Below are 16,782 nucleotides of genomic sequence, written 5' to 3'. Positions count from 1 at the left end.
GCTTGAAGGTCGGCTTGGCCTTCTCCCCCTTGAGCACCGCGATCGCATCGCGCAACTGCTGGATGGTTTCCGCTTGCTGGTGAGTCTTCTCGGCCAGCGTTTCGATCAGCTCCAGCAACTGCTCAATGAGCGGGGTACGCTCTGCTTCGGGGATGTCTGGGAGGGTGATCGGAGCGGGCATGCCGGGTGCGATTCGAAGGTCAGCATTGGGGACTGAGACGATACTCTAACGGATCTCCTCAGCCAAGGCTGCCACGACTTATTGAGAAGTTACAGCGTCCATCCTATAGATAAGGGCACTACCCACGAATCTATCCCTGATGAGCGAGGATGATAGACGCTGCAATTCAGACGACAACTATTCCGGCAGACATCACGAGTCGCGACGTTGAAGAGTAGAGCGTAGAAAGCAGAACAGTCAAGCTCATCCAGCCAATTTGAAAACATTGCGAGATAACCGACGCACAATTCCTCGCCGCCTCGCAGCATGCGCAGTAGGTGCTTTTGAGTGAAGACCTAGCGTTAGCGAATGGGCTTGACGAGATGCCCAGCTCCGGCAATGAGATCGTTGTTACATCCACTCGCCGAGACGGGAGGAGTGGAACGAGTCAACTGAGAGCAACATAAGTATCGTCAGTTAGCACGAACTCGAGATCTTCTATGTCACAACCCAACCAAGGGCCAGATCTTAGAACCATTGATCGGCTGTTTTCCAGGCATCTCAAAGAGCACCTGAAGCTTCCCGATTCGGCACGGGCACGCGACTTGGGGGCGGAAAGGGCGCTGATCCAAGATTACTCCGGGCGTGTCGTGTATGAACTACTACAGAATGCGCTCGACCGCGCAAGTGATGTCGTTCTCATCCGCTGGGACGAGGCATCGCGAAGTCTGGAAGTCGCGAACGATGGTCGCCCGGTATCCGTCTATCCAGATCCGAAAGATCGCCGAAGTGATTTCCGAGCCCTGCTCAGTCTTCATTCCTCGTCGAAGAGCGCAGACGAAAGCATCGGCAATAAGGGAGTGGGCTTTCGTTCTGTCTTTTCACTGACTGAAGAAGTGGAAGTCTGGAGCCGGACCGCGAGCAGCGACTGGTGGGGTATGCGGCTCAGCCACCCAACGGAAGCAGAGCCCGCGCGTGGTGTTGAGTGGAGCAACCATGAGGTTGCCAGTTTCTACGCACCGCAACGGCTCCCCGAAAGCAGCGCGGATTTCCGCAATCGATTTAGCGACTATACGACCGTCGTGCGATTGTGTGAGATGAGGTTGGACCGCACCAAGGTCGTCGCGCAGTCTATCGACGAGCTGATGCGCTTGCCGATGCGCTTTCTGGAGTATCGGGTACGTAAACCCAGAGAGCTGCGGATCAGGCTAGACGTGCATTCGCATGAATCAGGAGTCGCAGCGAAAGCACGCGATCGTCGCATCATCGGAGATGCAGCCGAAATCGCAGTCGCTGAGGCGTCCGTGACTGTGTCCGAGGCTGTGCGAGAACAAACGGGGCTAGATCTGCAGCAGGATGCCTGTGTCCGAGTGCTGCTCTTCGCGGATCCTGGCAAAGACGCGAGAACCACAAACGAGACTGGTCTGTACTGGTCCTATCTGCCAACGGAGCAAGAGAGCGGATTCGGGGTTCACATCCACGCCGACTTCTACCTCAGCAACTCGCGGCGCAATCTGACACTTCGGCAATTGAACGCTGACGAAACCAATAGCGCGGCGGACCCAGCCGGCTGGAACCAGCGCTTGTTGCGAGAGGCCGCGCGGCTGATCGTCGAAGAGCTCTGGCACCGTCCGGACGTCTGCGAGCGCGAAGATTTCTGGGCACTCGCCACACCGGACCGCTGTACTTGCAAATACCTTGCGCACGAGGTTGGTCGACGCATCTTCGCCGAAACTGACGAATTCCGGCAGCTCGTCGCCAGGACGTTCCCGGCCCATGCCAACGCTTGGTTGCTGCAACGCTACGCCGACTTCTTCGACGCGCTAGAAGCTTGGGCGACCTACACCTATCACCATGCCGGCGGGCCCGGCTGGCCGCGTCACTGCAACCGTCTTTACGAGTGGCAGGCACTTCTGCTCGATCAGGTCGAGCAGTCGGGTGCCTCAGTCCTTCCGATCGTTGATGCGGTTGCAGACGACATGCAGTACCAGCTGGTCCCGCGTGCTCGACCTTTGATGAGAGACCGCCGGCGTCGTGACACGGACCGGATCTATCTCCGCACGCCGGCCGCCAGTCATGCCACACCCATCCTCTTGCCGTCATCGGTCCAGGCGCAAGGTACATACGTCACCGCGTGGACACCGCCAGGAGCGAATGCCAAAGAGCCAAGCTCACATGGACTGCTGGAATTCAGCAGACCCGAAATCCTGGCCCATTTACGCCCCGGGAGCACAGACGCGAATCACGAGGATTTGCTTCTCGCAGCGATCAGGTTGGCAACCGAAGAACCGAATCCAGGTCGCGGAGAGTCGATTCTCATGCGGGCGCGCAGCCCCAATGCGGGTCCCGTTTGGCGGCTCACACTCGACAAGGTCACCGCGCTTGGCCGGGCCGGGCACAACCTACGCAACCTCAAAGTGCCAACGCGGGATCAGGGATGGGTGGCGGCAAGCGAAGTGGCACGCGCAACCTCTGGTCCCTGGCCCCACCTCGACGAACACGCGCTTTCGGCCATTTGTCAGTTATCCGGAGTGGCGTCCGCCTCGATACCGACGATCGACGATCTCTGCTTACTACTCGGTATCGGCGTTGTCCCAATCGACGATGAAGGCAACATCCCCGGCTGGCCGGAGCAGCCGTCGGCGGCGCTCGGCCGCTCTCTGCTCGAGGCGTGGGAGCGCGATCTTCATCCCGTGCTCAAATTCGGGGACGGTTCCCTGGGTAACAAGGCAAGCGATCAACTGCGCAGTAGCGCTTGGCTCCATGATGCGCTATTCGACGAGCGCGAGCTATTGGGTGGCAGGATCGAGCAGGCTATTGGACAAGAAGCTCCTTTTGCTCCACTGGCAGTATGGTGGCAATACGATGTCGGCGGTTTTCAGACCAAGCTGCTGCCACGGCTCATGATACGGCAGGGTGAAACGCCGCCGTCTTGGGCTCTGGACATGGGAGTTGAATCTCCGCTGCATGCTGCTTCCAAACAACGGATACAGGAAGCGATAAAGCGCCTCACGATGACACCTTCCGCACTCAACGATGAGCGCGATCTTATCGCACTCTATCGCAGGCTCGTGGACGGCGCGCTTAGGTTCGATCCACCACCGCCTGTGCCGCTACTTTACCGACACGTCGATCCCGATGGTCGCATCCGTGCGCTCGCATGGGCCGGTCCCGAGGACCGAGTCTGGGACGATCCGGGCGAAGGCGCTTCATCGGCATTCTCGGCGTTTCGTGATGTCAACATTTGGGTCTATCGCGGAACAACGATGGACGAGGCGACCAAACTAAACGCCATTCATTTCGCTCCAGGTGCCCCTCATATCGAAAAGAAAGGACGACATGTCGAATCGGAGCTGGCCGAACAGCTGAGGATAGCCATCTGGCAGGCATTGCCGGATCTGCTCGCGGCGGCCGCGCTCTCCCAACAGACGTTCAATCACGAGGAGGCTATCCGCCGTCAGGCAACGCTTATCGTGGAGCATTATGAACGGGTCTGGATCACATGGGCGTTCGACGGAAAGGAAGCAGTCCGTGGCAACGAAGATGCTGGGGATGTCTTCCTGTCACCGCAGGAACATGCTGCGCCGGTTATCTGCTTCGATGGAAGTGAACTACCGTTGGTGGAGTGTGCATATGCTCTCAGTGAGCTGCTCACTGAAAAGCGGGCATTCGGCGACCTCTTTCGCGACGGGCTTTATGCTTGGAGACAAACAGACTCGCATGAGGATTCATCGCCTAGCGTCCTCCGGTTCCGACGCGATCACAATCTCAGCGAGCGGGATGTCCGCGAGTGGCGGACATTACTGGAGTCCGCGCGCCTCGATCCAAAGAAGAGCACAGAATGGTGTGCGCGTGTGAAGCAAGTGCTTTCCGGCTACGGAGAGCTGGCGGAAGAACCGCAACCCGGAGCAAGGATCACCCCAAGCACATGGAAGACTGCAAATAAAAATGTCAATGAGAGAGACCTACACAACGAGTTAGATGAGATGCTTGCTGGAGACCCTGCTTTCAAGGCTCTCGCGCCACAAGTAGAGTTTCATGCCCATCATCAACAAGCATTCTTGAAGCACCGAGACAAACCAGCGAAATACATTGCGAAGAAGGCCGAGCTTGAGGGACCGTCTCACTGGACGGAATCACTTCTCGCCCAGCTCAGGGAACGAGCACAAGCGCCCGTAAGCCGGGAAGAGCATGCGCAGTTCGGCTGGCTGATATTCGATCCAGATGTCGCTTGGCGAAAGCGTTACAATCTACCAGAGGCGGATTCGATCGAGCCAAGTAAGGAGGCTCTGCAGTTCGCCAATGGGCAGATTGCGCTCGATCATCTGCCAACAACAGCGGCCAAGGTTGACCTGCATCTATTCAAGACCGAGCCTTCAACCTCGTTTCGCGCTGCGATTTCCGACCCCGACGAATGGATGCGTCAAAGCCAACGTAAAGCCTCGGGAGGGCTTCGCGCGGAATGCGCTGTGCTCGAGTTGGCTATCCGCCAAGCGAGCTGCTGGCAACAAAACGACTCGAAAGGGTTTCAGGAAGCGCTCGATATAGCAAGGCCACCATTCAAGCAACTGGCAGCCCTGAAAACACTGGATCTATCGAGCCAAGACTCAATACGCGAGTTTCTGCACGTCGCGAGCTACAGCGGCAACACTGGATTTGACGTATTGGTCCCTGATCAAGCGAGCCGGCAGGTCCTGATGGTAGAAGTCAAACGGGTTGATGCGCTCGACGGCCAAGTCGTCTTCTTTCTCTCAGAAAACGAGCGTCGCAGGGCTGAAGACTATATCAACCAGTGCCTTCCATGGCGACTTTGGTTGGTGGCGAGCAATAATGCCATCGAAGACGCGACGAAGGTGGTCGAGAAGTTTGAAGCCCATCAGGCAGAATTAAACCAGTTGTTGACTGCCGGCCTTCATCCGGGCGAATGGATGTTGATGGCAACACTGCGTCCTGATGCGAAAGACTCGAGTCACTAAGCCACTGATATGTTTCGACCACCTATTAGCACTGACTTTTGTCGATCTTCTCCTTCATTTCTTTTCTTAACTGAAGTTTTGCCCTTTTGGAGCGGCACTGCGCCTGGGTAGGGGAAGTTTTCGAGGGGTTTGCCCGTTTTCGCGCAAACCTCACCGAAATCCCGCAAGCCTAAGTCACTGCTGAGACGGGCATCCTCAAAACCTCAAAACTTGAGTTCTCTTAAGACAGGTTGTTGTTTGGCCTGTGCGCAAGAGGTCCGCGAGCATGCACAGCATCAGCCCACCCCAGTCGCTCGCTGAGGGATGAGCTGCGCTGCACGCAATGCCGGCAGCCTTCAATGAAGCTCCCGCGGTGCCCCTGGATGGCCAGTTTCATGCGGGATCGAGTGATGCCCGTGTATACAAGCTCCCGGGTTAACAGCGGACTGCGATCGAATGGCAGCACAAGCAGCACCTCGTCGAACTCCGATCCCTGACTCTTGTGCACTGTCAGCGCGAAGGCGCAGGTATGCTGCGGCAGCTGGCGAGCCGAGACGCTTCGAAGCTGGCCGTCGGTACCTCGAAACCAGGCCCGGAGCCCGTCATCACCATCCCGCCAGAGTAGACCGATATCGCCGTTGAACAGCCCCACCTCGTAGTCATTGACCGTGACCATCACGGGCTTGCCATGATAGTCCTCACCACCCTGGATACGCTTTTCGCTTCTCAGCCGCTCAGCGATCGCCCGATTGATCTCGTCAACGCCGAAAGGCCCACGATGATGGGCCGCCAGCACCCGGTAGTGCTCGAAGCGCTCAAGAGCAACGCCGACATCGGATTGCTCCAGGTAATGCGTGTATTCCTGCGCCGCCCAATCCACACACTGCGGATTCAGCTGATCCTGCGGCGCATCGAGCCAGGCGATGTCCTGGAACAGGCCGCTCTCGAACAGCGCGAGCGCGTCCTCGCCACACCCCGCGTTGACGGCACGGGCGAGCGCCCCGATTCCGCTGTCGGACTTGAAGCGAAAGCTCACCCTGAGGAGTCCGATGGCATCCGTGATGGAGGGATCCTGGACGACAGACGACAGCGGCGCATGAGGCAACTCGCCTGGCAGAGCACCCGCCGGTGCAGCCCCGGTGCTCTCGAGAAACTGCAACTGCGCCAGGCTGTAACCGATGTCACGACCGTGACCGGTGATATCGCCGAGCACATTGCCCGCCTCGACCGAGGCCAGCTGGTCGCGGTCACCCAGGAGGATCAGCCGAGTCTGATCCGGCAGGGCCGCGACCAGGCGTGCCATGAGCGGAAGATCGATCATGGATGCCTCATCCACGACCAGACAATCGAGGAGCACGGGATTGTCCCGGTTGTGCCTGAAACGGTTGCCGCGCACCCCGCCAAGCAGACGATGAATCGTCTTCGCTTCGGTGGGCACGCGCGACAGGAGCTCCGGATCCGCATCCACGCGCACCTTCTCCTTTGCGATCGCCTCGGTGAGCCGCGCCGCCGCCTTGCCGGTCGGTGCCGCCAAGGCTATCCGCATGCTTGGGCTCTGCTCCAGCAGGAGGGTGAGCACTTTCACCACTGTGGTCGTCTTCCCCGTCCCTGGTCCACCGGAGATGACGGCGAATCGCCGGCTGACGGCAATCGCGGCCGCAACCTTCTGCCAGTCCACGGCCCTGTCGGCGCTTGCCGGAAACAAGCGCGTCAGACCCTCTGCGAGTCGTGCCTGGTCAATCCCGTCCACGGGCGCCATCCGTGCGATGAGCGCCGAGGCCACCTGCGTTTCGAAGGACCAGTACTTGCCCAGGAAGAGTCGCGTACCCTCAAGAACCAGCGGCGTTTCTTCGCCAGGCCCGCCAACCCAGCTGGCACCCCTCAGGCCATTCATCCAGTCGTCGAGCGACGGCCCTTGAGGCACGACGATTCCCTGGTCGTCCTCTGACTCGAACAGCGGTGCGCCGGCAAATTGCCTCAGGTCGACACAGACGTCGCCCGAGAGGTTACGCATGCTGACCAGGGCCGCACTCTGACCGAGCAGCGAATCCTCGGGCACAGCGTTCCCACGGGCGACGAAGCGTGCGAAGAAGTAGCTCAAGGGGGCGAGCAGCCCCGCCTGCATGAGTGTCGAGAGGGAGTCGCTCATGCCACCTCCGCCGTGAAGATCTGCTCGTCGAGCGCCTGCACCAGATCGAGCGGCGGGCGGGTGGCGTAGACACCGTAGGCTGGTCCCGTCTCCGGGCGCATCGCGCGCAGAAAGAGGTAATAGACGCCACCGAAGTGGCAGTCATAGTCATAGTCCGCGAGGCGAACGCGCAGATACCGGTGCAGGGCCAGCGTGTAGAGCAGATACTGCAGGTCGTAGCGCCGCTCGAAGATCGCGGCCTCGAGTCTCGCCGGGGCATAGTCCTCGAAGGCTCCACCAAGGAAGTTGCTCTTGTAGTCGGCGATGTAATAGCGCCCCTCATGCTCGAAGACCAGGTCGATGACCCCGTTGACGAGGCCACGGAACCGGGCGGCGGTCAGCGTGGGCAGATCCTGATTGTGGGCCTGCTTCGCCAACAGTCGATTGAGCCGATCGATCTCCACCAGACCGGTCGAGAAATCGAACTCGAGCTCACTGAGCCGCTTCTCCGCCCTCAATGCCGACAGGGTCAGACCGGCGCTGTTCAGTGGGGTCACGATCGCTCGCGCGAGCAGCTCGGCGGCGTCCTGACCCTGACGGGTGTGATCCAGACCATAGCGCGCCGCGATCCGATTGCTGTGGGACATTACCTGCTGCACGACATCTCCCTGGAAGTCCAGCGTCTCCAGCAGAAGATGAAGATAGGTCCCCACATGGCTGCCTGCCGGAAAGCGCAGACCCGGATCGTCGGTCATCTCTGAGCGCGCGATCGATGAGCTGGAATGGACGTCTCTGGTCAAGGCCGAGAAGCTGCTGATGCGCCAGTCCGTCGCGATGCGGCCTTTGAAACAACGGGGCGCCAGATCGGGCGGGGCGTCCGGCACAATCGGACGCGGATCGTCCGCCGTCTCTGAGAGCGCATTGAGTTGGATGTTGCCCTTGGCCGCCTTGACGAACCCCTTTAAGTCCTGGCGAAAGTCGACCACGTCCGCGAAGGCGTTCGGAAGCTCGCCCGCCAGTCGCTGGCCAGGCTGGCGGCAATGGATCAAATAGCCGAGTGCGGTCTGACCAGCGTGCCCGTCTTTAGAGCCAGCCCGTCCCCAGACCAGATAGAGCGCAGACTCAGCACGGGTGAGTGCCACATAGACGAGACGCACGTCCTCGGCGAGACGCTCCTGCTCGGCCAGACAGCGATGGCTGTCCCAATCGTCCGAGCCGGCATCAAGCCAGGCGGTCTTGTCCTGGTGAAAGCTCAGCAGGTCGTCACCACCACGGACCTTGCAGCTCCAGAGGTAGGGGACGAAGACCACCGGATACTCGAGACCCTTGCTGGCATGGATGGTGACCAGCTGCACCAGCTCAGCGTCGCTCTCCAGACGCAGCTCCGCCTCGTCGGTGGCAGACGCCTCGCGCTGCTGCCGGTACCAGGTCAGCAAGGCGTCCATCCCGGCCTGGACCTTGGATGCGCGCTGCAGCAGCTCGCCGAGATGCAGGAGATTGGTGAGGCGCCGCTCCGCCCGGTCGCCCCGGCTCAGGGTTTCGGGTATGTGCATGAGCCGCAGCATCTGCTGGAACATGACCATAAAGCCCTTGCGCTGCCAGGTCTCGTGCAACAGCAGCAGGTCGTCGACCCAGGCGGCATAGAGCTCCTCGCTTGCGGTGATCCTCTCCAGGTCCAGGTAGTCCTTGGCAAGGAGCGGCGAGGTCACGGCCAGACGGACTCGCTCGCGGTCCCTGGGGTTCACCGCCGCCTGCAGCAGGCTCTCGAGACCCGCGGCCTCCTCCGACCGAAAGACGCCCTCGCGCTCGACGGAGACCGCATTCACGCCCAGACGAGAAAGCTCCAGGCGCAGCTCCGCCGCCTCGAAGGAGGTGCGTACCAGAACGGCGATGTCCTTTGGCCTCAGCGGAGCATCGCCGAGCGTTGCATGGCCTCGTTGCCCCTCATCGATCAGCCGGGCGATCTCGGCAGCCGTTGCTGCATGCGTTTCCTCTCGCGCACGCTCCTTGGAGATCGGCTTTTCATCACCGTTGGCCTTGAAGTCCTGCGAGAGACTCCAGAGGGTGAGAGCGGCTTGCGGCTTGCCTCCGCGGCAGAGCTGTCGGTGCGGCTTCTTGGCTGCTCTGGTCGGTCTGAAGGGAATGGTGTCGCCATAGACGAAGGCATCCGCCTTCCGACGCTCAAACAGAGTGTTGACCGCCTGGATGACCTCTGGCGTCGAGCGCCAGTTGGTGTCGAGGGTGTAGACACGGCCCTTCCCGACGTCCTCCTTGGCCTGCATGTAGGTGAAGATGTCACCGCCCCGGAAGCTGTAGATGGCCTGTTTCGGATCGCCGATCATGATCAAACCGCACTCTGGTCGGTTTAGATAAAGGCGGCGGAAGACGGCGTACTGGACGGGATCGGTGTCCTGGAACTCGTCGATCATGGCAACAGGGAACTGCTGGCGAATCGACTCGGCGAGCGCATCGCCACTCGAAGCCTGCAGGGCGTCGCGCAGCTCGGTCAGCAGATCATCGAAGGAGAGCCGCTGCGCGCGCTGCTTGGCTTCCCGGACCTTGTGGTGGGCGAAAGCGGCCGCCTCATTCAGGGCCGCCACGCGCAGATCGCGTTTGAGCTCCTTCAGCCAGCGCCAGATCTCGCCGCAACGCGCAAAGAAGGCATTGTCCAGCGCTGGATCGGCTGTCTTGAGGCGTCCATCCTCGATGCAATCGTCCGTGATCACCTCGAAGCAGGCGGGCGGAGGTCGGAGCACCTCATCCGAGGCAAAGTATTCATCGATCTCATCCAGGGAGATCGTCAGGTTGGTGGGGTGATAGTGGGAGGTCTTGGCACGACTCAGACCCTTTGATGCGGTTAGGATCTGTTTGATCGCATTACCGTTCTTCCGCCAGTCAACCGCGAGCTTCTTCAGGCCGGTCTCGATGGGACCATAGCTCGCGAAAACCGCAGCCAAGGCCCTTGGCGTCGGCAACAGCTGCCGTTCCTGGACACCCAGAAGCGGCGCCAGGAGCGCACGGAATGTCGGCAGATCCGTCAGACTTTCCTGGAACAGCTGCGCGCGCGTCGCATCCAGCGGATACCCGCTGCGCCTCCACCAGTCCTGGACGGCCTCGCGCCACAGCTCTTGGTCGTCCGTGAGCACTTCCATCTGGAACTGCTGACCGCTGTTGAAGGCAAACTCGGTCAGAGCACGCTGACAGAAGCTGTGAATGGTGAAGACGGCCGCCTCGTCCATGGTGCGAACAGCCAGCCGCAGACGCCGGACTGTTTCATCCTGCGTCTGACCGGCGTGAATCTGGGCCACCAACGCTGTGAGAAATTCGTCCTTGGTCGTCCCGCTTCGCTCGAGCAGATCGAGCGTCTCGAAGAGCCGGGCGCGGATCCGTCCACGCAGCTCATCCGTGGCGGCAATGGTGAAGGTCACCACCAGCACCTGACTGACCTCCCGACCCTCGACGATGTGACGGAGATAGAGGTTGGCGATGGTGTAGGTCTTACCGGTCCCGGCGCTCGCCTCGATGAGGTGGAGACCCTTGAGCGGGAAGCGGAGGACGCCTTTCGTGTCGAGTGTGGTGCTGCTCATTGCTTAAGCTCCCCAGTGCGTAGGGCCTGATGGTAGAAGGCCTGCGCGAGGGTGGCGAAGTCCTCGCCGGCGATTGGCTCGCCGGCCGTGCCTCGCCGAATGAGCTGGATGTAGGCGTCGTCTTGATCACCCGGAATGTCCATGAAACTGTTTCCGTTCCATTGACTCCGCGCGGCCGCCATGGCGTCGCCATCCGGCTTGCGATGACAGGCCAGGGCATAGGCATAGCTCGCCTTGGGCAGGACCAACAGAGGCCGGTGGATTCCCTCCCAGTACCAGGCGAGGAAGCCGGCAAGTGCCGTGCGCGCGTCCTCTGGCTCGATAGGCGTCGAGATGACAAAGCTCCCGTCCGGTCCATAGTGAGCACTGCGTGTCATGCCCGGAGCATCGCTGGCACAGAGGACGAGGTGGTTGAGCCAGAGACAGAGAATGTCCGCGCCTTTCATGGAGCTCGGCCGCCAGCGGAGCAGGCCCAGGTCAGGATAGATTCCCTTGATCTGACCAAAAAAACGGCAGGGACCCGCGTCGTCATCGAATTCTAGATCGACCACAACCTGCTCCGGGCGCTGATTCCGGAAATCATCCAGCGCATCGATCAGCGACGCCACCTTCGCGCTCTCGGCCTCCAATGCGAGTCCCGCGAAGGCGCCATGAGGCAACAGGCCCTCAGCGCTCAGCTGCGGCTGCGATGGGGGCTGTCCGCGCAGCGCGTCCTCGACGAGCCACTGTTTGAGCAGGAAGCTCTGGAGGTAGTCGAGCCCGAAGCACTCGTCGTCATCCTCGGCCTCGTCCTCGCGCAGATAGACCCCAAGGCGGCTGTTGACGAAGTAGCGCACAGGATGTCGCAGGAAACGCTCGAGCTGCCGCAGCGTTACCTCGCGCATCTGCTCCGGGGCGGCCGACAGGCGCCCCGTCGGCCAGGTCGTCGGCTCTTGCTCCACGGACTCACCGGACGGGCTCATTGCCCGCGCGACCGCGCACCAGTATCCGTCGTAGCTCTGCTCGCCGCCGAGATAGCAACGGGGACTGAAGGGCTGCAGAGGATGGATCCGTGTCAGCAGCTCACTCAGTCGCCCGCTCCGGGCGGCATCGGACGGCCTGTACTGCTGGTCAAGATAATCGAGCAGCTCACGGACGAGCACCGAGGGCTGGCGGTCCGTGTTCTTGCGGATGTCACGTCCCACGTAGCTGAGATAGAGACGTTGCCGGGCGCACAGCAGGGTCTCCAGGAAGAGATAGCGGTCCTCGTCGCCCTTGCGCGGATCACCCGGCCGCCAGTCCTGGCGCATGCGATCCAGCTCGGACGGCCGATCTCTGCGCGGAAAGGCCTGCTCCTGCAGCCCGAGGACGCAGATGACCTTGAACGGGAGGCTGCGCATCGGACGCATGCCGCAGAAGGTCACCCCGCCGCTGAAGTAGCGACCGCGCCGAGTCTCCCCACCGAGTGACTGCACCAGCCAGCGATGCACCAGGGCCCGCTCCAGGCACTCATCGACGCCCGCGGCCTGATCGACGAGCTCGGCGACCGCGTCCCGGATCTTCTGAATCCGGCCCTCCTCATCGTCGCGCTCGCCAAAGATATCCGTGAGCAGCGTCCCGATGAGGGTCTGCCACTCCTGCGCAGGGCGCGCGACAGCCAGCTGCCTGGACAGCTCGGTGAGCCGCGAGAAGAACCGCCAGAAGCCGCCGAGCGCCGCCGCCCTGCCCCCTTCGACGCTGCCAATGGGGGCGATGCCGTCGAACAGAGCCGCCTCGCCCATCGCGTAGCCGGCGAAGAGGCGCTGCTCCGCCTGAGCCCAGGTGTTCTCGGCAGTCGCAGGCAGGCCGAGTGTCTGCTTGTGCGCGCCGTCCAGACCCCAGCGCAGATTGGCCTCGGCAAGCCAGTCCTTGATCTGCGCGACTGCCTCGTCGTCGAGCCCGAAGTTGCTGGCCAGCTCTGGCACATCCAGGTAAGAGAGGATCTCGGATTGACTGAATCGGCTCTCCGGGAGCGCGAACAGCCGCAGGAAGACCTGAATCAGCGGATGCTCATCGGCCAGCGAGATGTCCGAGAGGCTCCAGGGGATGAAGGGGCGGTCGTGCTCGGCATCCTGACTGAAGACGGCCTCGACGTAGGGGGCATAGAGGCTGATCTCGGGGATCAGCACCAGGATGTCCTCGGGTCGCAGCTCGGAATCGGCCTCCAGCATCGCCAGGAGCTGGTCGTGCAGGACCTGACACTCACGAATGGGGCTGTGACAGATGTGCACCTGTAAGGAGTCGTCCAACACGACCTCGGCACGCGCGTCCTCACTCAGGGTTGACCGAAGGCGGAAGATGTCCGCATGCAGTCGGTGCAGGAGCCTTGCCTCTCCAGGCTCAAGGAAGCGCTCTTCGACCGCGCAGTCCGCCGCTGGCGTTGAGGCTCCCTGACTCAACAGCAGGTCGTGCAGGGCAAGCCCCTGACGTCCCCAGGAGGCGAGCAGGCTGTTGCCAACCTCCCAGACGTCGGGGGCATGAGGATCCTCCATGCGCTTCCGAGCTTGCTCTGATTGGGAGACCAGGTCTTTCCAAAGCTCGGGTGTCGGCGCGTGCAGATAGAGATGCACGGCGGTCTGGACCGCGAGGGCGTGAATCACCTCGACGAACAGCGGTGGCAGCGTCGAAACCGCGAAGAGGCTGATGCGCCTGGGTAACGCGGTTTGGCCCTCCGAGCCTTGCAGCTCTTGCAGGAGGGTGTCGATCACCGCGACGCGGTGCCCGGCGCCCGCATCCGCCGCGAGCCGACGCCACAGCTGACCCTGCCAGTCGCCCTCAGCGTCCTCGGCCCAGCGGCGGATCAGCTCCGGGCGATAGAGCTGGTAGCGGTCAAAGGCATCGGCGATGCGGCAGGCCAGCTGCCAACGCTTCAGGCCCAGTGAATCGCCCGTGAGATAGTGGCGGAGGGTTTCGAAGCCGGGCTCTGCCAGGACATGGGGCAGATACCCGAACAGCCTCCAGGCCATCGGATCGATCGCGAGTGGATCCTGATCCGGAACCTCAGGGAGCCGCTCGCGGGCGAGCTGCCAAATGAAGGTGGCCGGCAAGGGATAGACGAGATTCGCCGCCACCCCCTGTCGCTCGGCCAGCCGCAGATTGATCCATCGACCCATGGCCGAGCTCGGCACGATAACCAGCTCGGGCGAAAGCGGCGAGGCGAGCGGCTCGGCACGGATACGATCGCCAAGCGACGCCAAGAGCGACTCAACAGCGTTTGAGGCAATGATCTTAAGCATGATCCGCGTCGTTCCTGACTCAGAATCGGTGTGGCTCAAGGGTGAGCCTGGCAGGCCTGCGGCGAGATCCAATGCGGCCGTCCGCCGTCGGCGTCGCGCTCGTCGATCGGGGCGACGATCCCTATTCGAGCACAATACGGAAATCTGCTCACCTCAATTGAGCGATACTCCTTGTGACGTATTTCACACACTCTACACGATCAAGCCGCGGATGTAAGGATCAGTGCATCTGTGAGGTAGGCTCGGGTGGGTTGTGAGCAATGCCTGGCGAATGAATCCCTGTCTGCCGCCAACACCAGGCGGACACGCATCGCCACTCTACGGCGAAGCCCTGTACCATCAGGGACGCGGCAGGAATCAATCTTCTGATCGCCCGACCCACCGAGGCAGAGCGCCATGGCCAGAATCGTCCCATCGGATCTCACCCAGCTCGCCTTGAGCGGCGCACACGAGCCGGAGGTCGAGACACTCGCCCTGCTGCGCGACAGGCTGCCCGAGGCCTACACGGTCTTCCACGGTGTGCACTGGACCCGCCAGTACAAGGGCCACACCCTCTATGGCGAGATCGACTTCGTGGTGGTCAATCAGGCCGGGCAGGTGCTCTGCATCGAGCAGAAGAACGGCGGACTCGAGGAGACCTCCCAGGGACTGTTCAAGGCCTATGGAGATGAGCGCAAGAGCGTCGGCGATCAGATCCTGCGCTCGGTCGATAGCATCCGCGAGAAGTTCGCCTACCAAGTCGGCAAGCGCCCGGGACTGGAGATCGAGTACCTCATCTACTGCCCGGATCATACGCTCAGGCAGCTCTCGGCGGCCGGATTGGATCGCGAGCGCATCGTCGACGCCCCCAAACGTGAGACACTCGCCGAGCAGATTCAGGCCGTTCTGCTGTCGGGTCAGGGCACCCAGGGCAATTGGGCGCAGCAGGTCGCGGCCTTCTTCCGCCAGACCTTCGAGGTCGTACCGGACGTTCACGCGCACATCGATGCGCAGGAGAAGACCTATACCCGCCTCTCGCATGGACTGCTCGAGGTCCTGGCCAACCTCGAGATGCATCCGCTGCGGTTGCAGGTGCTAGCGACGGCGGGCAACGGCAAGACCCTGGTGGCGCGGCATTTCTTCGATCAATGCATCGAGCGCGGCGGACACCCTCTCCTGCTCTGCTTCAACCGTCCTCTGGCCGAGCGACTCAGCCGTCTGGTCGCGGAGGGCGGCCGGGTCGCGACCTGGTACCAGTTCTGCGATCAGTTCCTGCAATCGCGAGGCATCCAGCTCGACTTCGAGGGCATGCGCACGCAGCCAGACTTCTGGCCGCAGGCCGCCGCGCGCCTGGAGGAGCAAGTGCTCACGGCGACGCTGGAGGACGCTTGGCGCTTCGACACCCTGATCGTCGATGAAGCGCAGGATTTCGAGGCCGGCTGGCTCGAGGCCCTGCGCCTCTTCCTGCGCGAGGACGCCACCATGCTCTGGCTCGAGGATCCGAATCAGAATGTGCGCGGCGTCGCCCCTCGGGCGCTGCTCGCTCAGGGCTTCGTCGGCTACCGCTCGCTGCTGAACTATCGCTCGCCCGAGGGCATCGCCCGTTTCGTCACTGGGGTTCTTCCCGAGCTGCCCTTCACCTGCGCCAATGACCTCCCGGGGCTTGGGGCGGGCACCGTCTTCTACGAGGACCCCGGCGAGCAGCCGAAATTGGTCGGGCGTATCGTCGGACGTCTGCTCAATGAGCGATTCCGGCCCCAGGACATCGCCATCCTCTCCTGCCGTGGCCTCGAGAGCACCGCGCTGAAGGCGGCACAGCGGGTCGGCAACCATACCCTCGCCCGCTTCACCGGCGACTACGACCTCTTTGGCAATCAGGTCTATTCAAAAGGGCAGGTGCTCTTTGACACGGTGCGGCGCTTCAAGGGTCAGCAGGCCGCCGCGGTCATCTTGACCGACGTTGCGCCCCGTGAGCAGCGCCTCGCGCAGGAGCTTCAAGTCCTGTTCTGCGGCATGACGCGGGCGACCGTGCGGTTGGACCTGGTGTGCGACCGCTCCAACGCCTGGGTCATGGAGCGCCTGGCGGGGCGCGCCTAGGGCGAAGATACTGACATCGCGGGTAGATCAGGCCCGTCACCGGGCACCGCGGCTCGATGCAGAGGCGCGCTGACCGCGCCGCCAGGTGAGGACGAGCCAGGCGGTCAGTCCCAGCAGCCCCGCCAACAGGCATCCGATTGTCAGCGCCTCGACAGACACCGCACCCAGCCAGCCGTTGGCCTCGGACCACGGGGCCAACGGCGTTATGTCGGCATGCATCAGGCTGTCGAGCCAGACATGCGAGAGCGTGCCCAGGGTGGCGCCCGCGAGCACCGACACACGCGTGAAGTCCGCCGAAACGGTCAGCCATGGCAGGCGCGCCCACGCCACTTCTCGATTCCAGCGTCTCACGACAGGTCGCCCGATCGGGGGCGTCATCGCTGCGACCACCAGGGCGATTCCCAGTGCGGCCAGGTAGGTGTGGGTCGAGCCATGCAACCGTTGGGCGCCTGTCAGCAAGCCCGCCAGCGGCTCGATGTCCATGGCGACCTGGGCGAGGCCGAAGGCCAAGAAACTGAAATGGCGACCACCCAGGGCCTTGAGTGCAAAGCCGGGTCCCAAATGCAGTGGGGTGAAGGGCATTTGCTCAGACTTGAATCACGCACGCGGCGACTGAAACCTA

General features: G+C 62.1%; 7 protein-coding genes. 2 read left to right on the top strand and 5 right to left on the bottom strand.

Annotation, left to right across the window (positions count from 1 at the left end; all coding sequences use genetic code 11):
- A partial coding sequence (locus tag G3480_RS06120; RefSeq protein WP_164652787.1) for a restriction endonuclease subunit S domain-containing protein occupies nt 1-181 on the bottom strand: 181 nt, incomplete at its 3' end.
- A gap of 479 nt (nt 182-660) precedes the next feature.
- On the opposite strand from G3480_RS06120, the gene G3480_RS06115 reads away from it, so the two are divergent.
- Nucleotides 661-5,136 carry a sacsin N-terminal ATP-binding-like domain-containing protein gene (locus tag G3480_RS06115; RefSeq protein ID WP_164652786.1) on the top strand — a complete coding sequence of 1,492 codons (4,476 nt, stop codon included), beginning with the start codon at nt 661-663 and terminating at the stop codon, nt 5,134-5,136.
- Between the two features lie 220 nt (nt 5,137-5,356).
- On the opposite strand, the gene recD is transcribed toward G3480_RS06115, so the two are convergent.
- The 3 genes from recD to recC are packed head-to-tail and all read right to left on the bottom strand — an operon-like array spanning nt 5,357 to nt 14,084.
- Nucleotides 5,357-7,264: an exodeoxyribonuclease V subunit alpha gene (recD, locus tag G3480_RS06110; RefSeq protein ID WP_164652785.1), complete on the bottom strand. Its 1,908-nt coding sequence runs from the start codon at nt 7,262-7,264 to the stop codon at nt 5,357-5,359.
- On the bottom strand, nt 7,261-10,830 hold the full coding sequence (recB, locus tag G3480_RS06105) for an exodeoxyribonuclease V subunit beta (RefSeq protein ID WP_164652784.1): 3,570 nt from the start codon (nt 10,828-10,830) through the stop codon (nt 7,261-7,263). The genes recD and recB overlap by 4 nt, the downstream gene beginning before the upstream one ends.
- On the bottom strand, nt 10,827-14,084 hold the full coding sequence (recC, locus tag G3480_RS06100; protein ID WP_164652783.1) for an exodeoxyribonuclease V subunit gamma: 3,258 nt from the start codon (nt 14,082-14,084) through the stop codon (nt 10,827-10,829). Before recC ends, recB begins: the two co-directional genes overlap by 4 nt.
- Nucleotides 14,085-14,480: 396 nt before the next feature.
- Between recC and G3480_RS06095 the strand changes: the two genes are divergently transcribed.
- A complete protein-coding gene (locus G3480_RS06095; protein ID WP_164652782.1) occupies nt 14,481-16,160 on the top strand; it encodes an ATP-binding domain-containing protein in 1,680 nt (559 codons plus the stop codon).
- Between the two features lie 36 nt (nt 16,161-16,196).
- On the opposite strand, the gene G3480_RS06090 is transcribed toward G3480_RS06095, so the two are convergent.
- Nucleotides 16,197-16,742, bottom strand: coding sequence for a metal-dependent hydrolase (locus G3480_RS06090; RefSeq protein ID WP_164652781.1), 546 nt, complete (start codon nt 16,740-16,742; stop codon nt 16,197-16,199).
- Between the last annotated feature and the right edge of the window lie 40 nt (nt 16,743-16,782).

The sequence above is a fragment of the Thiorhodococcus mannitoliphagus genome, from assembly GCF_010915725.1.
In the GTDB taxonomy this organism is placed as follows: domain Bacteria; phylum Pseudomonadota; class Gammaproteobacteria; order Chromatiales; family Chromatiaceae; genus Thiorhodococcus; species Thiorhodococcus mannitoliphagus.
The sequence above is the reverse complement of the archived record's forward strand: the minus strand, read 5'-3'. Positions and strand labels throughout refer to the sequence as shown.